The sequence below is a fragment of the Mediterranea sp. ET5 genome, assembly GCF_023337025.1.
In the GTDB taxonomy this organism is placed as follows: domain Bacteria; phylum Bacteroidota; class Bacteroidia; order Bacteroidales; family Bacteroidaceae; genus Phocaeicola_A.
The window spans coordinates 221,052-243,456 of sequence record NZ_JAMBLN010000003.1 but is presented as its reverse complement, the minus strand read 5'-3'; the positions used below and the strand labels follow the sequence as shown (position 1 = coordinate 243,456).

Sequence of the window (22,405 nt, the reverse complement as noted above, 5' to 3'; positions counted from 1 at the left end):
TGACGATAGTTGTGTGAAATCCCCTTTTGCGGGAAATCGGGCAAAGGCAAAAGAAATATTTCTTCATGAGAAATTCGTTTTTAACATAAAAACAGATTGATAAACGCTCTTTTCCTTTTATAACCTCTGAAATGTTGATTATTCAGCTTTGATGTTCCGGAGCTTTCTGGTTTTCTCTTGTTTCGTATTTTTCATACATGAATATACGTGATGCTTGATGTCCTTTTCTGCCTTAGAAGCTCTTTACATACGGAAGGAATACCGCCTCTTCTTGTCGGAAAAGGAATGGGTATGTAACTAAATTTATGATACTTTTTTTTATTGCCTGTCTTGTTCTCATGCGATTTATTCTTGTATGTATTATTGGAAGAATATACAGAAAATCAAATTGCTGCGATTTGTCATTATGATAGCTCGTGGGGCGGGGTAGATGTTTGTTAATCCGTTTACGGCTTACTTTTTGTTATTGTATTCTTGAATATAAGGCACAAATGTCAGTTCAAAAAGCTTTGCTGGCTCGTAGAATTGTGCTAGCTTTCCATTAGAAGATTCTTATGCCGGTCGATGTGTCAGCATTGCGAGCACTCATTTGACTAAGAAAAAAATGAATATACTAATATTAAAATACCTATAAAAGGTTATGAAGAACAAAAACAATTTCATCCCCACTGCCAAGCAGCTGGCCGAACGAAGCCGGCTGTTGGTGAGCCTGTCTTTATGTCTGGCTACACCGTTTTCTGCACTGGTCGCTGCGAATACCGTAGAGCATGCTTCCTCTATAGAAAAGGTATGGCAAGACGGGCGGAAACAAATCAAGGGTGTCGTAACGGATGAGAATGGCGATCCATTGCCCGGCATCAACGTTTATGTGAAAGGGACAACAATCGGCGTCCGTACTGATTTGGACGGCTCTTATGTATTGAATGTACCATCTAATGCCAAGATTCTGGTGTTCTCCTGTATCGGTATCAAGACCGAGGAAATTCAGATTGGTAAACGGTCAGAGATCAGCGTCGTCATGAAAGAAGACATCAACCAGTTGGGCGATGTGGTGGTAACCGGTATCTTTACCCGTTCCAAAGAGACTTACACCGGTGCTGTGACTTCGGTGACACAAGAACAATTGCAGAATTATCGTGGTCAGAACTTGATTCAGACCTTGAAGAATATCGATGCTTCCCTGAATATCCCGGTGAACAACCTGGCGGGTAGTGACCCGAACCATATCCCGACGATGAACATCCGTGGAGCCTCCACGCTGCCGACCGATATCCGTCGTGTGGCAACGGAGAGTTCCGTGAACAATCCGGTGGTGATGCTCGACGGTTTCGAAGTGCCGTTCTCACGCCTTATGGATATGAACGACAGTGAAATTGAGTCCATCAATATTCTGAAGGATGCCTCGGCAACCGCCATCTATGGTTCGCGCGGCGCCAACGGTGTCATCGTCATCGTCACCAAGAAACCTGCACCCGGACGCTTGAAAGTACAAGGTACGGCACGCATCAACCTGGAGTTCCCGGATTTGTCTTCCTACCACATGCTGAATGCAAGTGAGAAACTGGAACTTGAAAAAATCGTCGGCGTCTACAAGTCGTCAAAGGACATGGACCAGCAGAGCCTCTATGACGGCTATTACAATGAACGCCTGAAAGCGGTGCTCGAAGGTACCGATACCGACTGGCTCAGCAAGCCGCTTCGCAACGGTGTGGGACAGGGATACAACGTACGTCTGGAAGGCGGTAGCGATGAGTTCCGCTGGAGTATGGACGGCAACTATAACCTTGTGAACGGTGTCATGAAGGGTTCCAAGCGTCAGACCATCTCCAACAGCCTTACCTTAATCTATATGGTCAAAAACTTCCGCTTCCAGAACTATTCATACATCACCAACACAAGTTCTGAGGAAAGTAAATATGGCGGATTCAGCACCTTTGTCAGCATGCAGCCGTACAATGCCCCGTATGATAAGGACGGCAAGCTGGTGCGTTATTTCCCCACCACGCTGCACAGTTCTTCGTCGGTCGTGACCAACCCGCTCTATGAAGGCACGCTGAACAACAAGGATACCAGCAACTCGTTTACCTTCACCAACAACTTCTCTGTGGACTGGACCATCCTGCCGGAGCTGATTTTGCGCGGACAGTTGAGCATCTCGAAAGGCTATAACCGGACCGATGTTTTCCTTTCGGCAGAATCGGGTGCTTTTACCGGAACGAATTACCGTTCGGTGGCAGGCATGCGCAAGAAAGGTACCTACGACAATACCCGTCGGGAGAACTATTCGTTTGATGCCAACTTTACGCTCAACTATAACAAGATTCTGGCAGAAAAGCACATGGTTTACGTAGGTTTGAACTACATGGTACGGGATGCCTATGCGGACATCATGGGTGTGAAGGCGGAAGGCTTCAGCAACGAGAACCTGCGTCATATCTCAAACGCTACCCAGTGGTCTTCCTCCGATTATTACAAGAAGCCGACGGGTGGTGAAAGCACGAGCCGTCAGGTGGGCTTTGCCGCCAACTTGAACTACACGTATGACAACCGTTACTATGTGGATGGTTCCTATCGTCTGGATGGTTCGTCCGAGTTTGGTGCCGATAAACGCTTTGCTCCGTTCTGGAGTGTCGGTCTGGGATGGAATATGCACAATGAAAAATTCCTGCGTTCCAATTTCCTCAATACGTTGCGCCTGAGATTTTCTGTAGGAGAGACCGGTACGATGAACTTCTCTACGGCCAGTGTCATCACGACGTATGCCTACAACTCCAGCCGGCAATATCTGAACTGGAACACTGCCAGCCTGATGGGATGGGGTAACCCCTCGCTCACCTGGCAAAAGACCCGGGAATATAACGTCGGGACAGAGTTCGCCTTCTTCCAGAACCTCATCAACGGACGTTTTGATGTCTACAAGAAGACCACGACAAACCTGCTCTCCAAGATGGAATTGCCCAATGCCATGGGTTTCACAAGCTATGACAGCAATGTGGGCTCCATTGAAAACACCGGTTTCGAGTTGTCATTGAACGGTTACATCCTGCGCAACTATGCACGGGACTATCGTTGGAGTGTCGGGGTACAATTGGTATATGATAAAAACAAGATCGGCAAGCTGTCGGAAGCCTTGAAAGAGCAGAACCGGTTGTTGCAGAACTCCAGCCGTGACGTCAGCAACCTGCTGTATGAGGGCTATCCGGTGAACTCTATCTGGGCAGTCCGCTCTCTGGGTATCGACCCCAGTTACGGTAATGAAGTCCTGATAGACAATCATGGCAATGTGACCAGTGTCATGCGTGCCGAGGAAAAAGTCTTTCTGGGTAGCGGTGACCCGCTCTATCGTGGTATTGCCAACTCGCAGTTCTATTGGAAAGGCTTCTATGTGAATATGTCGTTCACCTACCGTTGGGGCGGCTTGGAGATGAACCAGACCCTGCATGACCGTGTGGAGGTGTCTGTCAGCCGTATCATGAGCTCCAACGTGGATGAGCGTGTATTGAAGGCCCGCTGGATGAAGCCCGGTGACCTCGTTGAGTTCCGCAACTTTGATGCTTCCGCCAGTTCGGGTGTCTCTTCCCGTTTTGTGCAGAAAGACCGCACATTGGAACTGTCGAGCCTGAATGTGGGCTACCGTTTCGAGTCGGAAGCTTTCCGGAAACGCACGAAGTTGAACTATTTGAATTTCAGTATCAATATGTCGAACGTGGCCTATTGGTCGACCATCAAGCAGGAACGCGGTACGTCCTATCCGTTTGCGCGCAATGTGATCGGAACTGTGACGATTGCCTATTGATACCTGTTGAAACGAGCATTTCAAAACTTTAATATGAGCATTATGAACTACAATAAGATTATAACCGGAGTATTAAGTCTTTGTCTGGCAGCATCCGTGACCGGTTGTTCCGACTGGCTGGATGTGAAACAAGACACGGTGGTGGAGGAGAAGGACCAGTTTGCGACCTACTCGGGCTTCCAGGATGCCTTGACGGATTGCTATGCCAGCCTCGCCAGCAGCAGTCTTTATGGCGGCGTGTTGACCATGGGGCTGCCCGATGTGTTGGCGAATATCTACCAGGAGCCGAACAGGGAACGTGCCACCTCAAACTACTATCTGTATCACCACGACTACAGCCAGCAGTCGTTGAAAAACTCCTTCGACAACATCTATACGGAACTGTATCGCAACATTGTGCAGTGTAACATTATCATACGTCATACCAACGATGTTCCTTCGGTATTGACGGAAGAGCAGCGTGAGCTCATTGCCGGAGAGGCACATGCCGTGAAGGCGTTGTGTCACTTTGAAATCTTGCGCCTGTTCGGTCCTGTTCCGACTGAGGGGACAACCTCTGACATCAAACTCTACTACACCGACGTGTCCGACATCACAACGCGTCCCGTGGAGTGCGATTATACGATGTTCGTAGACCGCATCCGGGCAGAGTTCAACGAGGCACGTACGCTGTTGGCTGGTGTGGACCCGGTGTTGAAGTACAACTTTGATGAGCTGAATAAATTCGGTACAGATGGATTTGAGTATGTGACCTTGAAAGACGAGAAGTATACTGTTCTCCGTCAGTTCCGCCTGAACTATTGGGCTGTCAGAGCTTTGCAAGCCCGTATGGAGCTTTACGTAGGCAATAAGGCGGAAGCAGGAAAGATTGCCCGTGAAATCCTGGCTGCCAAGACGGCTGAAGGCAAGCCGTTGGTGGAGTTGAGTACGCTGAAAGACATGTCCGATGCATGCTTGTGCAGTCCTTCTGAGGGATTGTTCCTGCTGAGTGTTCCGGGAGTCGTGTCGACAGCCGATGGTTATTTTGGCTTCAAATCGACCACGGTGGATGGCGCCTCAATCAATACACTGCCGGAAGAGACCCTGAAAGATGTGATTTTCGATGACAAGCTGGTGAGCGAGGACAAACGCTATCTCGAAGGCTGGAAGGTCGTAGCACAGACCGGTGGCGGTGCCAAGGTACCTGTCCTGCTGAAATATTTCAGTGAGGAAGAGAAGGATGCCGAGGTCACGCTGAAGATGCAGACCAAGCTGCAGGTGGTGCCGGTGATGCGTCTGTCAGAGCTTTACCTGATGCTGATGGAGACATCGACAGACCTGGCTGAAGTCAACAGGCTGTATAAGGAATACATGCTTGCCCGTAACGTCAACCTGCAGGCGGATGCCTTTACCACCCTGGATGCCGTGGCTGCCGCTTTGCCCCGTGAATACATGCGTGAGTTCTATGGCGAAGGCATCATCTTCTATTTCTACAAGCGCAGAGCGATGGAGAAGGATTTCCTGTATGGCATGAAGGACTTCAATAAGGAAGCCTATGTATTGCCGTTTGCCGATGCTCAGAAGCGGGCAGAAGAAATCAAGAAGGCGGAAGAAGCCAAGAAAAATGGCAAATGAAAGACTGATTAGAAAGAACCAATAAAAACTGATTGATAATATGAATGCTAGAAAGTTTACATATTCCTTGGTCGCCCTGCTGGCTTTAACCGGAATCTTGGGAAGTTGCTCGGATGAGGGACTGCCGCTTTATAATCAGAAGAAGGGGATGCTCAGTTTCAATGCGTCGGAAACAGCCAATAAAACCTTCTCGTTTATGTCCCGGGGAAGAGCTGTGATGCAGGACACGGTGTGGTTCACACTCGATTTGATAGGTCCATCCGTGGATTATGACCGCTACTATGAATTGGAACAGATTATCCCGAAGGATAGTGTCACACAGGACAATGTGCCCAAGCCTACGGATGCTCCGAAAACGATTACCGCAGAAGCAGGTGTACATTACCTGGCATTTGACAGCCCGGAAGCAAAGAAACTGCAACGTTTCCCTGCCAATGCCATTCGTACCAAGGTGCCCATCGTGCTCTTGCGCGACACGTCCTTGAAGACGAAGGAGGTTACCCTGAACTTCAAGTTGAAGGTTTCGGATGACTTTGATTTGGGTTATAAAGAATATCAGACACGCACCATCAAGTTCAGCGACAAGCTGATGAAGCCTAACCTGTGGGTTCCTCATTTCTTTGGTACATACGGACCGGAGAAGCATATGTTCATGATTGAAGCAACTAAGGATCCTTGGGATGACGATTATCTGAAAAAGTTGGGAGCCATCATTCAATATGGTTCTCCTACGATTGATATGGTTCGTCAAGCCTATGTACAGAATCTGGTGACCCGATTGGCAAGGATGCTGGAAAAGGAGAATGAGGCACGAAAGGCGCGTGGAGAGGATGTACTCCGTGAGAAAGATGGCACTCCTGTGGCCTTCAAAACTTGGGGATAATCGCATATCGAGTGAAATGTATTTAACAGAAGAATGATTATGAAACAGACGATTTATATCTTGTTAGGCTTGTTCTTGACCACCTTCTATGCTTGCATCGAGGACAAGTCCACTGTGGCAGAGCTTGACATTGACGACCTGCACATCGCGGGGGTCAAACAGCACTACTCCATCAAGTCCTTGGGGTCTCTGAATGTTGAGCCAACGGTGTATTCCCAATATGCCGACGATAAGTTCCGTTATGAGTGGTACCTGTACGACCAGAAGCAGGACAACACCTTGACGGATGACATGGTGAAAGGCTTTCTGGTCAGCGAGGATTCCGTCCTGAACTATCAGGTGAATGTGAAGAGCGGTAACTATAACCTTCTTTTGAAGGTCTTTTCAGAGAAGACCGGTCTGATGGCACAGGCAAAGGCTTCTGTCGGTGTGGCAGAGACCAACGGATTCTTTATCTTGAAAGAGACCGAAGAGGGAAATACCGACATGGACCTCCTGGCTATCTCGTTCGATAATTCCAGACCGCAGTTTTATGCTGATCGCGTAAAATCCCTGATGGGAGAAAGCTTCAAAGGGAAACCTGTACACTTGGACATCATCTATGAACAGGCATTCCTGGACCCTGATAGTCTGGCTGTCGGTCGCGAGTTCCCTGCCATTGACAACACCTTCTGCGTGACTACCGATGCCGGTGATATGCACTTCGTGCGTTATGCAGACTTCTTGGATATCATGCCTAAGGAATATATGTTCTACACCGAGCAGCCCTCTTTGATTCCTTATCGTGTGATTCGCTCTACGGGATACTATGTATATCTCTTTGCCAATACGGGCGTGCACTATGTAATGAAGGGAGATCGGCAGTTCGTTGACCGGGGAACTTTTTCGGATGCCGTGTCAGGTTGTCCTCCTGCAAGTACGCATGTGATTGCTGAGCGGCTGGGGTTGCTATTCATGTATTGGGATCAGGCCTCAAAGTCTTTTGCAGGATACAGTAGCTATTTCTATCAGCCTACAGAACTGTCATCGGAAGTCAAAGGGTATGATATGACCGATTTGCCTTATGAAATGCAGTTTATGGGACACACTGAAGGGGCGAAGGATGAAATCAATCTTGCAGTCCTTCGTGAAAAGGATAATTCAGCCTCTTACATCTATTTCTTGGATGCACCTTTTTCAGGTTTAACAGTGACTTTGGATTCGGTTGCAAAGTTTGATAAGAGCTCGCTCTTGAATCAGGCAACAGAATTTGCCATCAACTCCGGCGGGACTATTAACAGTGCTCCTTATCTCTATTTCATTGTAGATAATAAGTTCTATGCACACTCCCTGGTGACAGACCGTCCGGCTGAAGAGGTGCGGTTGGAAGGTATTGGTTCCGGTGAGACCATAACCTATGTATCCAATCCGTATTGGAAAGATAAAGATAGACCCGAAAGAAACTTTGACTATGTAATTGTCGGCACTCAGCAAGGGAATACCTATAAGGTATACTTCTACAACATCATTGGTGGTAAGCCTTTTGGAGCTCCCGTTTATACGGTGACAGGCAAAGGCAAGCTGAAGCAGGTGAACTATGTTTCTTCTGTCTACAGTAATCGTATATCGTATCCTTTCTTGGATCATTAATCCTTGCTCTCCAACGCACTACAAGACAAAGTGAAAGAGACAAACAAATAGTAATTATACCTTAAACCAACAAAGAGATGAAAAAGAAAACTTTTTTCTTGAGCCTCCTGGCCGCCTTATTGGTGCTGGCTGGCTGTAAACCGGAGTTAATCACAGAGGAGAACACCCTGCGTCTGTCGCAATACAAGGTGACCTTCGAAGCAGACAAGGGGAGTCAGACTGTGAAAGTGGTCACTTCGTCGGCTGCACCGTGGACAACCATGTCGGCCGAAGAATCCACATGGCTTGCCTTGGAAAAGGGAGAGGACGGCACCACCCTGACCATTACGGCAGAGACGAACACGACTGCTGCTGAACGTCGTGCCAAGGTCATCATTGTCTGCGCCGGACTGACAGAGAGCATCGAGGTGGTGCAGGATGCAGGCAAGGAAAGTCTGACTGTAAATAAAGACGTAGTCAGCTTCGACCGGATGGGTGGCACGCAGAAGCTCACGTATGCTGCCAACACTAGTGATGTGACTTGCGAACTGGATGACGAAACTCCGTGGCTGACCTTCACAACGGACAACATGCTGCACGAGGTGACTCTCCGCGCTGAACCCAACACCGGCAATGTACGCAGTGCCAAGCTGATTCTGCATAATGGAAATGCCGAATTGGAAGTGACGGTGACACAGGCAGGCATGGGACGTGTTTACATCCCCTTCATTCCGAAATCCGGAACCTCGAACTATCTGCGTGCTGCCATTGACTACGAAGCACAGAACGGAAGCAACCAGCTGAACTATACCGAGGAGCAAGGCAAGACATTGATGACATTCATGCCCGCTGCCCCGAGCTTCAGCAAGGTGACGTATGATGTGGCTGAGGATAACACCATCTTCAATACCATCTCGCAAGTATTCACGCCTGAAGATAAGGGACAGGTGGATGAGTTTGTCGAGGCTTTGATTGCATTCGGCTTTGAGAAGAATACGGATAAGAGCACAGAGGAAGTGGCTATCTACGGTTTGAAGTCTAACAAGTCCATCCGCCTGAATATGGTGAAAGAAGGTGCTGCTTACAACCTGACTTATTCCTATACGCTGGGCTTCCCCGAATTTCCCTTCGGTAAGGGATACGGACGTGCTTATTCCGATGTGAAAGGTGAGCTGAAAGCTGCCGGCTTGGCCTTCATCAAGGATCAGGATTGGGGTACGGAAGTCGACCACTATTACAAGACCACGATTTCCGGTATCGAGCACTACTATACCGAGAGCGCAGAAACACATCAGATCATTGAGGAAGGTCTTACCTTCTCAAGTGCCAGCAGAAACAACATGGTGGCCGTAGGAGATACCAATGGTTTTGAATTGAGCGACGAATTTGCCGAAATGTTGAAGACTGAAGGCTTTGAGTATGTGAAAGACAATCCGCGTCCCAATGGCTTGCAAAAGATTTATCAGAATGCGGAGAAGAAGCTGGAAATTCAGATCGGTTATTATCGTTCAGGTCTGACTATCCGTTATCTTCCCATGAACTAATAAAGTACACAAATCATGAGCAAACATATTCTATATAGTTGCTTGGCTACTACGTTGCTGGCATGTGCATCATGCACGGATACGTTGCTCAGTGAGCAACCTGTTCCTCAGGGAGAGGAGCAGGTGCTCATCGGAGAGGACGCTATACCGGGTGTGTTGAACATCGAGGTGACAGAAGAGTTAGCCGACCGACTGGAAGCTATGGCCGACCAGCCTGCCACAAGGGCGGCGGCGGTCTTTACACGTGCTGCCGATGCTATCGGTACAGAACGCTTGGAACAGGTCTTCCACATTGGAGGCCGTTTTGAGGCGCGTCAGCGCAAAGCTGGGTTGCACCTGTGTTATCGCATCCGCTTTGACAAGACGGTGCCCGTGGCTGAAGCAGCTGCGCAATTGAAGAAAGAGGACGGCATCAGAATGGTGGAGGCTGTCTATCCTCGGAAGCAGGAAGAGGAGGCTACATGGCCGCAGTCACTCCCCATACAGCCTGCACCTGCTACACGTGCCACGAAGAACCTGCCGTTCAATGACCCCCTGCTGTACCAGCAATGGGCTTTGCATAACGACGGTACGGTGGTGGATTATACTGGTAAGGTACTGAAGGATTTTGAACCGGGAGCCGATGTCAATGCTTTCGAGGCTTGGAAGATTACAACCGGTACACCCAATGTCATTGTCGCAGTACTTGACCACGGGGTCTATTGGAAGCATGAAGACCTGAAAGATGCCATGTGGGTCAACGAGGCTGAACTGAACGGACAGCCGGGTGTTGATGATGATGGCAACGGCTATGTGGACGATGTCTATGGCTATAACTTTGCTGAGGACAAGCCGGATGTGGAGTCGGACAGCAATGACCACGGTACCCACTGTGCGGGCATCATCGGTGCGCGTGCAAACAATGGCAAGGGTATTGCCGGTATCGCCGGCGGTAACGGTCAGCCGGGAACCGGTGTGCGCATCATGAGCTGCCAGAATATCGGTGATGAGTGGTCTGACAGTGAAAAGTCCTTTGAATATGCGGCCGATATGGGTGCCGTCATAGCCTCCTGTTCATGGATGGACCCGTTTGATCCCTATGAACGCTTGTCGGCATTCACCAAACGGGCGGTTGACTACTTCATCCAGTATGCCGGTTGTGACGAAAATGGCAATCAGCGTCCTGACTCTCCGATGAAGGGAGGAATCGTGATTGCTGCTGCCGGTAATGACGGCTTGTACACCACGGAGCCGAAAGCATATCTCAAACATTATCCTGCTGGTTATGATCCGGTGGTGGCTGTGTCCTCCTTCGGTCCCAAACGGAAACGGGCCTGGTATAGCTGCTTTGGTGACTGGATTGATATCTGTGCTCCCGGCGGTGATTCCATGTATCAAGGTTCCGGTGGCGATATACTGAGTACGGTGAAACCTACTAAAGACAATGGCAATATTGCATACCTTCCTAAGTGGGGCACATCACAGGCGACTCCCTACGTGTCGGGTATTGCAGCGCTGATCGTGTCTGCCAAGGGAGGTCCGGGCTTCACCAATGAGGATTGCAAGCACCGGTTGCTGACCGCCTTGCGTCCCTTTGACATTGATGCCGATAATCCGGAGTTTGCCGGGAAGTTGGGTGCAGGCTACATCGATGCTGCACTGGCGTTGGCCGACAACAAGCAGAAAGCACCGGAGAAAACTGCATTGACCGTGGTCGGGACTACTGATCGCGTCACACTGACTTGGAATATTTGCAAGGATGAAGACGACGGCACCGCAGCTTTCTACCGTATTTATTATAGTAAAGAAGCCTTCACTGTTGCTGACTTCAGCAAAGCAAGGAACGTTCACGATGCCGACATCAGTTATGTGGATGTCCGTGCTGTCGGTAAGCCTGCCGGTGAGGAGATGAAGCATGTTGTAACGCAACTCACTTCAAACGTCACCTGGCATTTCGCCATCGTGCCTACTGACCGTTGGGGACTGACAGCCGAGCCTGCGTTTGCCGAGACAACCACGACGAACCAGTTGCCGTACATCGAGAACATGCCGACGGATACCGTGAAAGTGAGCAACCTGAAGCCGACCGTGTTCACCCTCCATGTGGTGGAACCGGAAGGACACCGCTGGATCTGTGAGATTGAAGGCGATGACAACGGCTACAGCCTCAAGCGCGACAGCACCACGCTGCGCCTCATCATCCGTGCCGTGCGTCCGTTGGGCAAACATACCGTCGGATTGCACTTCCGCGATGAGCTGGGCGGTGAGGAGACCATCGAAATCCCTTACACCATCGTGCCTGCGGGAGATGAGACCGAGTCGGGGCTGTCGACGACCTTCACCATCCGCACGGTGGATGTGCCGAAGGGCATTCTCCTGCAGCCTTACTTCTCACTGGCGCAGGGACAGCAGATGACCTATACTTGCGAAGTGATGGAGACGGGCGTTGTCAAAGCCGAGGTCTTTACCGACATGCTGAAGGTGACCCCCTTGGGTGCCGGACAGACCCGGGTACGTGTCACGGCAAGGGATGAACGCAACAACCGTCAGGTGCAGGACTTCCTCATCCGCGTGACCGAGGCTGCCACTGCCGAAGAGCCTTTTGTCTACGGCACGTATCCCTCGCTGTTGCATGACCGCCTCTACATCCAGCTCTCCGAGAAGAGCCGTAGGGCGAAAGCCATCATCCGCACAACTTCCGGTCGTGAAGTGATGCGCACCGACTTGCAGCCCAATGACGAGCTGGTGGCTCCCGTCGAGGTCAGCCATCTGGCACCGGGCGTGTACAAGCTGGAGGTCGTTTCGCCTGCCGGAACCTATAAACAGACCATCATGAAAGGAGCTTGACTATGAACCATCTTTGGAATATCATCAAACAGACAAAGCTTGTACCTGTGCTGGCAGCCCTTGCGCTGCCGGCCTTGGTGCAGGCACAGAGCGGTCCCGAACTGTTGACGGTGAACCCTGACGCACGCAGTGCTGCCATGGGTGATGCCTCGTTGGGACGCGCCAAACGGATGTACATCTATACCAACCCCTCGGCAATCTTCTCGACCGACTGCCTCGTGGACGCTTCCGTGTCCTTTATGGGCTATTCGAAGTTTGACGGCGTGGACGGACGTCAGTGGGGAACGGCTGTCGGACTGGCAGGCAGACTGGGTGAGCGGCATGCCGTCTTCGGAGGCTTCCGTTACATCGGGGGCTTGAAGTTGGAAGCTTTCAGCGAGCAAGGCATCGACCGCAACTACACCATCAAGCCGGCAGACTACACCATCGACTTGGGCTATGCCTATTCCATCTCCCGTCATTGGGCGGCACACGCCGTACTGTCCTATGTCAACAGCCAAATCGGGCAGATGGGCGAGACCATGGCGGCAGCTGTCGGCATCAGCCGGATTGACGAACTGCTCCTGGGGAATCGTTTCTATTACTGGCGTACGCAGGTGCAGGTCTCTAATCTGGGGCCGGAGTTGACCTATGGCAAGGAGGCCAAAGTGAAGCTCCCTACGACCCTGGCACTGGGTACGGAGCTGGCAACCTCGTTTACTCCTTCGTGGAGTGCGGCGTTGGCGGTGGGTGCCCGTCATCAGCTCAAGGCAGGAGAGACCAAGGCGACGACCGACATCAATGTGGGTGCCGAGGCTTCCTTCCGTCAATGGTCTTTGCGTGCCGGTAGCGTGATTCGCACCGACGATTCCCCGTCGATGCTGACGGCAGGCTTGGGCTTTGATGGGTACGGTTTCGAAGTGTCGGCTGCCTATCAGGTAGCTGCCAGCAAGTCCGATGCCGGAGACCGCTTCGGCCGTATGCTGCTGGGACTTCGTTACAATTTCTGACCTGAGGTGGACGTATCGTTGAATAGCCGATACGTATTCAGCTGATAAGGATACAAGGAGATGGGTGGACTGAGAGGTTCACCGGTCTCCTTGTTTCTTTTGTATGCATAAAAAAAGAAGGTGTGTCACGCTGAACACACCTTCTCTTTTTTGGATTTAAGGAAGGATTACTTCACCCGGACGAACTGCAGGCGGAGCGGAGCTTCCAGCATGATGGGGTCTGACCCGTAGTCCTTGTACATTTCGTAGACGCCGCTCAGGAAGTCCGTGGGTTCATAGTCGTAGATGGTGCATTCCAGCACGTCCGGGCTACCAGTCTCGCGGAGGATACGAAAGCCTACGACAGCCTTGCGTATCCGGCTCTGCGTCGCGGAGAAGTTGACGTTGATGTGGTCGAACTCCAGCACGGCGATGTTGGCAAGTCCCCGTCCCATGCCAATTTCCTGGAACTGCTCTTCCCGTTCGTTCAGGAAGGTCACGGGGCAGGCTGCCGTGAAGTAGTTCTTCAAGCCGCCGGACAGCTTGGGCGTGAACGTGTAGGAGCGGTAGTCCGTTCCCTCGAATACCAGTTGGTCCTCTTCCGTTCCCGTAGGGAAGTTGGAGGTATCCTCGTACCACATGGTCTCCCACCACTCCTTGTTGGTGATGGACCGGAACGCCCATGTGCCGGAGATGTTGTAGGCTCCCTGTACATTGATTTGTATCGTCGGGTTGCCGCCGTTGCCATAGCCGGGCATCTCTCCCAGGCGGAGTATCAGTCGGTCCTTGCCCGGTTCGTGCTTCAGGAAGCGCAACGCGACGCTGCCTTCATACCGCCCTTTGGGTATCTTGGCGAAGGGACCGTTGACAAACTCGAAATGCACCCCTTCGACAGCCGTTGAGGAAGGGTCGACCTCGATGGGATAGGTGAGGGCGGCAGGCGTCTTGTAGACACCACCGCTCATCTTCTCCAGCTGGATGCTGAAGTTGCCGCTCAGCGTGAGGAGGTCGGTGTTCTTTTTAAAGGAGGCGATGACCGTGTTTTTCCCCATCAGCTCGACGACGGTGTAGTTGAGCAGTCCCAGGACAAAGCCTTGCGGGGCGGCGTGCCGGTCGAGGTTGAGCGTCAGTTCGCTCCCTTCATCGCCGATGCTCTCTTCGATGCGTGTGAAGGTGACCGTTGCTTCCTGTTCGCCGGGCTTGAAGGTGAAGGCATGGGCAGACAGCGTGTAGTCCGTCCCTTCCACTGCCTTGCCGTAGAGAGTGAACGGGATGACCACCTCCGTTGCCGTCGGTTCTTCCGCCACGAGTTTCACCTCGGTGCTTCCTTTCGCCAGTGCATAGTGCATCTTGTCCAGGTTGATTTGCGGGAGGTCTGCCGGACGTTTGTCGTCCGATGAGCATGCCGTGCCCAGCAACAGGCAGAGCAGCCAGACCATGAATGAGAGTTGTTTCATACGCTGTTCAGTTTTGAGGGTTGGAGATGCCGGTCTCGTATTCCGTACGGATGCTGTCGACGATGGCGTTTTCTTCGGCGTTCAGGAGGACCGGGTCGGGAATTTTATAGTTGGTCGATGCCGCTTCATCGCGTGGCGGCAGTTCGTTGATGTCTTCGCAGGCTGACAGCAGCGACATGCCGGCAGACAGGAGGACGATGCAGGACAGTATGACAGATGTTTTCATAAGCTTGTTTTATTAGCGTGTTGATAATCGGGTGGGAGTTCTCAGTAGCTGACTCGCTCGGTGTAGCCGGGGTTCTGCTTCAGCCCGTCCACAATCAGCAGGTCTTTGGCAGGGATGGGGAAGGTGTACATGTGCACCTGTGTGGTGTACTTCCTTCCGTTGTAGGCGGTCCAGTATTCGGGTGTGCCGTTCCGTTTCAGCTCAAAGAAGCGGTCGCTCTCCAGGTAGAGCTCCTTGCGCCGCTCGCTCAAGATGAGGCCCAGTAAGGGGGTGACGGCTTTCCCGGTGGCATCCTGCCGTATGATTTCCAGGGAGGGAACGGGAGGCAGACTGTCCATGGTCAGGTCCCGGTAGTCGCTGATGCGGTGTCGGCGGAAGTTGTTGATTGCCTTGAGGGCTTCCGCTTCACGTCCCAGGTGATACTGGCATTCCGCTTCCATCAGGGCAAACTCGGCGGCACGCATGCCACAGAACACCGGCTTTGTGTTGATGCGTTTGGCGGTGAACCAGAGCTTGTAGCGTATGTCGCGCTCGCGCTCGTCGGGAGGGAACTGGGAGATGAGCCGCTTGCTCACCGGACGGTACTGCAAGGGGGCGAGCAGGAGCTGTTCGTCGGAAGCGGCATCCTTCGCCATGAGTTGGTATGACTTGATGAGCTGGTTTCCCGTGAGCTCGGTCGAGGTGGCAATCATGTGAGTGTAGGTTTCCCCTTCCACCAGCGGATGGCTGCGCAGCAGCTCTTGGGCGAGAGGCAGTGCCTGTCCCCACTGTTCGCTCCAGAAGTAGAGGCGTGCCAGGTAGCCTTTGCAGACATCCTCGGTGAAGCGGAAGAGCGGGTTGCTGATGTGGTAGCCGATGGTCTCCTTCAGGTCGCTCTCAATCTGTCCGATGGTTTCCTGCAGGGTGCTGCGCAACGGCTTTGCCTCCATGTCGAAGCTGGTGACCAGGGGGACTCCCTGCTGGCTGTCGAACTTCCCGGCTTCCGGCGCCTCGCAATACAGACGCATCAGCTGGTAGTAGGCGGTACCACGCAGGGCATAGGCGGTGCCACGTGTCAGGTTGGCTTCTTCGGTCCCGTCCTCCTTCATCTCGTGGATGGCCAGGTTACAGTCCCGTATGATGGCATACAGGTCGCGGTAGTCATATCCCCGACTGACCGAGTAGGCGGCTTCACCCAGATAGATGGGCAGGGTGGAGCCGGCGGCGGAGGTCAGGCAGTTCTCGAAGTCGTCGCCGCATCCCGTGTCCCACATTGCCGTGGATGAGATGTTGCCGATGAGCAGTGCGTCATTGCCGATGTCGATATTGTTCAGATGGTTGTGTATCAGGGCGGAGAACTCCTCGGCGGTCTTGGGGATGGTGCGTCCGTAAGGCTTGATGTCGAGGTATCCGCTGCACGAGTAGCAGCTCAGTGCCGCCAGCAGGCAACCGATGTAATGTATGGCTTTCATAAGATGTTCAGTTTAGAATCCGACAGATACTCCCATCGTGTAAGTGCGCGGGATGGGATAGACCGCGCCCGGTGTCTCGGGGTCGATGCCCGAGTAGTTCGTCAGCGTGAAGAGGTTGTTTAGGGTGAACGACACGTTCAGCGAGGTGAGCGGGGTACGCTTCATCCACTTGCCTCCGAAGTTGTAGCTCAGCATCAGGGAGTTCAGCTTGAAGTAGGAGACGCTCTCCATCATCGAGGCACGGGTGATGGAACTCTGGGTAATCATGTAGTTGTCCAGCTCCAGGTCTTCGCCGAAGGCATCGATGATGCGGGGATAACCGTCCGTGACAGGATGGTCCGCAGTCCAGCGGTGGACGACATCTGCCTTGACATTGAGGAAGTTGCGATACAGGTCGTTCTCTGATGTGGGAGGATACTCCTGGGTACGTCCTGTCAGGAGGCCGTAGTTGGCAGGGCTTTGCACCTCGTTGACCACTTTCCCGTGGATGGAGTATGAGCCGCCCAGGTGGAGGCTGAAGCCTTTGTAGCCTGCCGAGAGCGAGTATCCGCCATTGACGGGTGCTGTCGACGTGCCCAGGTAGAAGGCATAGTTTTCCGACTTCTTGCGGTCGGCGGCGGTGTTCAGTTCCACATCCGGACGCACCTCGTAGGTATAGATGCCCGTCCGTCGGTCAATGCCTTGGACCTTGCCGCTGACGATGGAGCCGAGCGGATAACCCACGTAGTTGCTCTGGAAGATACTGGGATTGGGTGTGTCGTACCGCAGCAGCTTGTTGCGGTTGTATGCCAGGTTGGCGGACAGTGACAGGCGCCAGTCCTTGCTCTCGATGAGGCGGGCGTTCAGGCTCACCTCCGCTCCCTGGTTCAGCAGTTCGGAAGTGTTGTAGCTCTGGGAGGAGAAGCCGGTGGTGTGGGGGACATCGACTTGGGAGACGGCGTCGCGTGTACGGCGGTCGTAGATTTCTCCGGAGAGGTGCAGCCGTTCGTTGAAGAGTCCCAGGTCGACCGACAGCTTCATGTCCCGTGTCTTCTCCCAACGCAGGTGCGGGTTGGGGGCGTTCTTGATGTAGCCCAACCGGTAGGCACCCTCTCCCGTACGGCGGAACTGGTTGAGGTAGTCCATCACCAGCTGCGGGTAGACCGACTTGTTGATGTTGCCGGTGTAGCCGAAGGCGGCACGCAGCGTCAGGCTGCTCACTGTCGGCTTCAATGCCTGCATGAAGGACTCCTGCACGACGTTCCATCCCAATCCCAGCGAGCCGGTCGGGCTGAACTGTTCGTCCTTGCCGAAGTTGTTCGAGCCATCCGTGCGGGTGGTGAAGCTCAGGATGTAGCGGTTCAGCAGCACGTAGTCCATCGAGAAGTAGAACGAGGCGAAGGCGTCCTCCTGGATGCTCTGTCCCGACAGCCCGTCCATGATGGCGGCATAGGACAGCAGCTGCCCGTAGTCGGTCTTCTGGTCGGGTGGGTAGACCGGCATGGCGGAGTTGCCCGATACGGGGTCATAGCCGTAACGCTTCTCATAGATGGCCTTGGCATACTGTCCGCGTATCTCCGCACCGCCCAGCAGGCTGAGGTAATGGGTATCCCCGATAGTGAGGAAGTAGTGGAGCTGTCCGCGCAGGTTGTAGTTGGTGTTGTAGGCGGAGTTCTGGCGGATGGAGCCGTACCGGCGCTTCGACTGGTCGTTGTGTCCCTCGAAGGGGCGGTCCATCCATGCCGCGTAGGTGTTCTCGCCGATGTAGTTGTCGGCATGGTTGGAGACGTAGCCGAAGGAGCCCAGTCCCTCGAACGTCAGGTTTTCCAGCAGCTTCACGCTCAGGCTGGCGATGAGGGAGGAGGTGAAGTTCTTGTCCTTCGCATACGTCTCGTCCATCTCGCGCAGGATGTTGAACCCCTCTTCGGGCAGGGGCAGCTCATACTGCCGGTTCGTAATCCTCAGGTGGTGGTAGGTGCGGTCTGCCGCATACGAGCCGTTGTCGTTGTAGGGGCGTTCGTAGGGGTTGGCGAAGTAGGCATACTGGAACGGGTCGATGCCGGCGGCCGAGTCGTTCGCCTTCTGCATGCTCATGTCGAGCGATACGCCCAGCTTCACCCGTTTGTTGGGTTGCATGTCCATCTTGGCGCTGACGTTGTAGCGGTCGTAGCTGGTCTTCTTCACCAGTCCGTTGTTACGGTCATAGCCGAACGACACGTAGTAGGTACTCTTCTCCGAACCGCCGGAGAGCGAGAGGTAGTGGCTCTGGGACACCGGACTGCGGAAGAGTTCCTTGAACCAGTCGGTGGAGTGTTCGCCCAGGGCGGCGATGGCGGCGTCCTGTTCCTCCCGGCTCATCCCTGCGTAGGTGTCATATCCGGAGCGTATCATGCCCACGATGCCGATGACCGGATAGACGCCGTTGTTGGACTCACGGTTGGCATAGCGTTCGGCGGAGAACTCGTCCCACAGCTCCTGTTCCCAGGCGAGCTTTTGTCGGGAGTTCATCAGTCCGGCATCGCGCGACGGCGCAGTGACTACCGACACGTTGGCGGAGTAGTTCACCTGCATCTTGCCTTCCTGACCGCGCTTGGTCGTTACCACGATGACGCCGCCTGCAGCCCGGGAACCGTAGATGGCGGCAGCCGACGCATCCTTCAGCACGGTCACCGAAGCGATGTCGTTCGGGTTGATGCCCGCGATGCCGTTGCTGAAGATGTCGCTGAAGTCCTCTGCCCGCAGCTGGCTGCTGGCTATCTTGGGCAGGTCATGTTGCAGGGGGACTCCGTCGACCACCCACAGCGGGTCGGCGTTGCCCGTGATGGTGTTGGTTCCGCGGATGCGGATGCGCGCGGTCTGTCCCGGACGTCCCGAGACAGCCTTCACGTCGACGCCGGCAATCTTGCCTTGCAGCAGCATGTCGAGGTTGGCGGTCGGTGCGCCTTTCAGGTCCTCGGCGGTGAGTGTCTTCAGTGAGCCGGTCGTGCGGTTCTTGGTCGTCCGCGAATAGCCCGTGATGACCACCTGGTCAAGCTCCGATGACTCCTCGGTGAGCATGATGTGTCCGGTCAGTGCCCGGGTCACACGCATCGAGTACGGCTTCATGCCGATGTACTGGATTTCGAGCAGTGCGTTGTGCCGGACCTGGATGTGTACCAGCCCTTGTCCGTCGGCGATGGCTGCCGGTGTCCCTTCCACTTTGACGGTGGCTCCGGGTAGGGGTGTGTTGTCGGCGCTCACGATGACGATTCGTACGGGAATCATTTGCTGCGTGTCCGGTGTCTGGGCATACAGTCCGGCGGCTGCCAGGTTGCAGCAAAGGAGCGTCAGTGTGGATAGATGGTTGATTCTCATAAGCCCTCTCTATGATTAGTGGTGATTAATTATGTCGATGTCTCGTCGCGTGGGGTGCAACAGGTGCTCCACGAAGTAGTAGCGTATCAGGTTCAGGTAGTAGTCGTCCATCACGCCGTGGTCCTTCCCCGGCAGGATGAAGAAGTCGAACCGCTTGTGTGCCTGTATCAGGGCATGTGCCATCCGGTAGGTCGACGAGGGAGGCACGTTCCGGTCCATGTCGCCGGTGATGAGCAGCAGGTCGCCTTGCAGCCGGTCGGCAAGCTCCATGTTCGTGGGGATGTGCGTGTGGAACCGGGTGCGGTGGTCCACGTTGTCGGTCTCTGCGGTGACGCCGTGGAAGGTCTCTCCCCACCACTGGATGTAGATGTTGTTGTCGTGGTTGCCCGAGGCGGCGACGCCGACCTTGAAGAAGTCCGGGTAGGTGAGCATGGCAGCTACGGTTTGGAAAGCACCTCCCGAGTGTCCGTAGATGCCTACCCGGGCGAGGTCGATGAACGGATAACGGGACGCCAGCTCCTCCACCACATGACGGGTGTCCGGGAGCGGATAGTCGCGCAGGTTGCCGTAGCCGTAACAGTAGAACTCACGTCCACGCAGCGGGGAACTGCCGCGGACCGACACGTTGATGACCACGAACCCGAGTTCGGCAAGCGACTGGTTCCCGTTGTCGTCGACAACGAACGACAAGGGCAGCTGGTCGTCCTGCGGACCGGGATAGACGTTGGTGATGAGGGGATACTTGCGTGCCGGGTCCAGTGTGGAGGGCACGTACATCACTCCGTACAGGTCCGTCACCCCGTCGGCAGCTTTCACCTTCACGGGGGTAGGCGGTTGCCAGCCGGCTGCCCGCAGGGCTGATTCGTCCATACGGTCCACCTCGAAGCTCCGTGACGGACGGTCGATGGAGAGGACACGCACCGTCGGCGGACAGTCCACCCGCGAACAGCGGTCGATGGCATAGCGTCCGTCGTGGGACAGTGACAGCTCGTGGTTGCCGTTGCCGGGGGTGAGCAATACCTGACGCGTGCCGTCCAGGCTTGCCTTATAATAATAGGTATAGCACGGGTTCACCTGCGGGTCCTCACCGTAGCCGGCAAAGAGCAGTTCGTTCCGTACCGTGTCCACGCGGACGATACGTCCTGCCACCAGTCGGTCGCCCCGGGTGACACGGTGCAGCAGACGACCTTCGCCGTCGTAGAGGTAGTAGTTCCCCCGTCCGGTACGTTCCGACCACCAGAGGATGTACCGTCCCTGGCGGAAGACCAGGTGGTTCATCAGCGTGAGGTTGATATGCGGACGAGTGGTTTCGGAAATCAGTTCGTCGACCGTGCCGTCGGCGAGGTTGACCCGGCACAGGTCAATGCAGTCGGCTGTCCGGCTGCGGCGGATGAAGTAGAGCGCCTCTCCGGTGCTGAAGTGGTCCAGTTCCACGGTCTGGTCGGGATACTTGTCGATGGGGAGGAGACGTGCCTCGTCCGTGTCGGCGTTGTACCAGAACAGGCGGTAGCGGCGTACCCCCTCATCGCCCGGCATGGGCATCTGGAAGGTGAGGGTCTGCGGACGCCCCTTGCCCAGGGAGTTGATGAGGCTGATGTCCTGCACCTCGCTCATGTCCTGCAGCAGGCATACGTAGCGGTGTCCCATCCAGCAACCGCGGATGTTCGACGGCACGGTGTCCACACAGGAACGGTAGGTGTAGGAGGCTCCCTCCCTGCCGTCGGTTGTGAGGCGTCGCACCGTTCCGGTCCGGTTGTTACGCACGTAGAGGTCATGCCCGCTCCCCAGCATGGTGAAGGCGGAGTCCGCTGAATGGCAGGTCTGTCTGAAATGAGGAGGAACCCCGTCGGTGTCGGGCTGTTCGTCGGTGAAGGCAAGCGTGCCCCGGCGGAGGTCATAGACCAGCGTTCCCTTCCGGTGACGGAGGAAGAAGCGGCGGACATCGCCCCGGTTGAAAGTCAGTCCGTGAAGGCGGAAGTCGTTGCGGTCGAGGCTGTCACCCGTCAGGGAGGCATAGCGGGCGGTGAAGGCAGTGACATCCTTCACCATCGGAATCTTGTGCCCGTTGCGCGCATCCACGAGGTAGTAGCGCGTGGAGTCGCCTTTCCGCACGTTGTAGTAGAAAAAGGGACAGCCGTTCATCCACGTCGGGTAGATGCAACGCCCTGCTATGCAAGGTTCCCAGGCGGAAGCGGAATGCTGCTCCACCCTGTCCCAGTCAATGGTCTGCCCATGGAGGCGGGGCAGGCAGGCCGTCATCACAAACAGGACGACGGCACGGATTACTCCTCTATACATATATGGGTGTTATTAGTTGTCGGTAGACAAGTGGACGAGGGGAGTGGTAACTCGTTTTCCCTCATCCGCTAATAAAACTGCTCAAAGATAAATTTATGTTTTAATACTACTTATGTTTATACGTTATTTAACTAAATATTCCTTCCGGTTTCCTAAAATGGCTTGTTAGTTGCTTGTTGCTTAGTAGAAGTTTCTTTATATTGGTGTCGTATCCGTTGTTTTCGTTTTTGATATACGGATGTCTCTGTCAGGAAAACGGAATGGTTTGAAAGCCGTCTGACTGTCCGGGTATCAATTTGTCAAATTGTCAAACGAAGGCGCTGAGAAGGCCCTTCGTTGCATCCGACGACGGGAGAGTGCGCAGAAAGGACATTCTCAGGCGATTGGCAAAACGCAGGTGG

12 protein-coding genes are annotated in these 22,405 nt (G+C 53.9%); 7 read left to right on the top strand and 5 right to left on the bottom strand.

Features of this window, described 5'->3' with window-relative positions:
* Nucleotides 1-640 precede the first annotated feature (640 nt).
* The 7 genes from M3087_RS03785 (at nucleotide 641) to M3087_RS03755 (ending at nucleotide 13,260) form a co-directional block, all read left to right on the top strand.
* Nucleotides 641-3,796: a SusC/RagA family TonB-linked outer membrane protein gene (locus M3087_RS03785; protein ID WP_022384678.1), complete on the top strand. Its 3,156-nt coding sequence runs from the start codon at nucleotides 641-643 to the stop codon at nucleotides 3,794-3,796.
* A 42-nt stretch (nucleotides 3,797-3,838) separates the two neighbouring features.
* Nucleotides 3,839-5,410, top strand: a complete 1,572-nt coding sequence (locus M3087_RS03780; protein WP_249093848.1) for a RagB/SusD family nutrient uptake outer membrane protein — start codon at nucleotides 3,839-3,841, stop codon at nucleotides 5,408-5,410.
* Nucleotides 5,411-5,450: 40 nt separating this feature from the next.
* Nucleotides 5,451-6,293, top strand: a complete 843-nt coding sequence (locus M3087_RS03775) for a DUF4843 domain-containing protein (RefSeq protein ID WP_249093846.1) — start codon at nucleotides 5,451-5,453, stop codon at nucleotides 6,291-6,293.
* 39 nt (nucleotides 6,294-6,332) lie between these two features.
* On the top strand, nucleotides 6,333-7,922 hold the full coding sequence (locus M3087_RS03770; RefSeq protein WP_249093845.1) for a PKD-like family lipoprotein: 1,590 nt from the start codon (nucleotides 6,333-6,335) through the stop codon (nucleotides 7,920-7,922).
* A 77-nt stretch (nucleotides 7,923-7,999) separates the two neighbouring features.
* A complete protein-coding gene (locus M3087_RS03765) occupies nucleotides 8,000-9,445 on the top strand; it encodes a BACON domain-containing protein (RefSeq protein ID WP_249093843.1) in 1,446 nt (481 codons plus the stop codon).
* Nucleotides 9,446-9,460: 15 nt separating this feature from the next.
* On the top strand, nucleotides 9,461-12,271 hold the full coding sequence (locus M3087_RS03760; protein WP_249093841.1) for a S8 family serine peptidase: 2,811 nt from the start codon (nucleotides 9,461-9,463) through the stop codon (nucleotides 12,269-12,271).
* 2 nt (nucleotides 12,272-12,273) lie between these two features.
* Nucleotides 12,274-13,260 (top strand): PorV/PorQ family protein, encoded by a 987-nt coding sequence (locus M3087_RS03755; protein ID WP_022384672.1) that lies wholly within the window; start codon nucleotides 12,274-12,276, stop codon nucleotides 13,258-13,260.
* A gap of 167 nt (nucleotides 13,261-13,427) precedes the next feature.
* Here the strand turns inward: M3087_RS03755 and M3087_RS03750 are convergent, their stop codons facing one another.
* The 5 genes from M3087_RS03750 to M3087_RS03730 are packed head-to-tail and all read right to left on the bottom strand — an operon-like array spanning nucleotide 13,428 to nucleotide 22,004.
* Complete coding sequence (locus tag M3087_RS03750; protein WP_249093839.1) at nucleotides 13,428-14,696, bottom strand: Calx-beta domain-containing protein; 1,269 nt, start codon at nucleotides 14,694-14,696, stop codon at nucleotides 13,428-13,430.
* Between the two features lie 7 nt (nucleotides 14,697-14,703).
* Nucleotides 14,704-14,922, bottom strand: a complete 219-nt coding sequence (locus M3087_RS03745; protein WP_249093837.1) for a hypothetical protein — start codon at nucleotides 14,920-14,922, stop codon at nucleotides 14,704-14,706.
* Between the two features lie 41 nt (nucleotides 14,923-14,963).
* A complete protein-coding gene (locus tag M3087_RS03740) occupies nucleotides 14,964-16,373 on the bottom strand; it encodes a RagB/SusD family nutrient uptake outer membrane protein (protein ID WP_249093835.1) in 1,410 nt (469 codons plus the stop codon).
* Nucleotides 16,374-16,385: 12 nt separating this feature from the next.
* Nucleotides 16,386-19,706, bottom strand: coding sequence for a SusC/RagA family TonB-linked outer membrane protein (locus M3087_RS03735; RefSeq protein ID WP_249093834.1), 3,321 nt, complete (start codon nucleotides 19,704-19,706; stop codon nucleotides 16,386-16,388).
* 15 nt (nucleotides 19,707-19,721) lie between these two features.
* Entirely contained in the window at nucleotides 19,722-22,004 is a 2,283-nt protein-coding gene (locus M3087_RS03730; RefSeq protein WP_249093832.1) for a S9 family peptidase, read from the bottom strand.
* Nucleotides 22,005-22,405 lie beyond the last annotated feature (401 nt).

Bases quoted from the DNA above. Each gene is read 5' to 3' on its own strand.
- M3087_RS03770 (WP_249093845.1), top strand. From the start codon at position 6,333: ATGAAACAGACGATTTATATCTTGTTAGGCTTGTTCTTGACCACCTTC.
- M3087_RS03745 (WP_249093837.1), bottom strand. From the start codon at position 14,922: ATGAAAACATCTGTCATACTGTCCTGCATCGTCCTCCTGTCTGCCGGC.
- M3087_RS03730 (WP_249093832.1), bottom strand. From the start codon at position 22,004: ATGTATAGAGGAGTAATCCGTGCCGTCGTCCTGTTTGTGATGACGGCC.
- M3087_RS03785 (WP_022384678.1), top strand. From the start codon at position 641: ATGAAGAACAAAAACAATTTCATCCCCACTGCCAAGCAGCTGGCCGAA.
- M3087_RS03740 (WP_249093835.1), bottom strand. From the start codon at position 16,373: ATGAAAGCCATACATTACATCGGTTGCCTGCTGGCGGCACTGAGCTGC.
- M3087_RS03750 (WP_249093839.1), bottom strand. From the start codon at position 14,696: ATGAAACAACTCTCATTCATGGTCTGGCTGCTCTGCCTGTTGCTGGGC.
- M3087_RS03765 (WP_249093843.1), top strand. From the start codon at position 8,000: ATGAAAAAGAAAACTTTTTTCTTGAGCCTCCTGGCCGCCTTATTGGTG.
- M3087_RS03755 (WP_022384672.1), top strand. From the start codon at position 12,274: ATGAACCATCTTTGGAATATCATCAAACAGACAAAGCTTGTACCTGTG.
- M3087_RS03760 (WP_249093841.1), top strand. From the start codon at position 9,461: ATGAGCAAACATATTCTATATAGTTGCTTGGCTACTACGTTGCTGGCA.
- M3087_RS03780 (WP_249093848.1), top strand. From the start codon at position 3,839: ATGAACTACAATAAGATTATAACCGGAGTATTAAGTCTTTGTCTGGCA.
- M3087_RS03735 (WP_249093834.1), bottom strand. From the start codon at position 19,706: ATGAGAATCAACCATCTATCCACACTGACGCTCCTTTGCTGCAACCTG.
- M3087_RS03775 (WP_249093846.1), top strand. From the start codon at position 5,451: ATGAATGCTAGAAAGTTTACATATTCCTTGGTCGCCCTGCTGGCTTTA.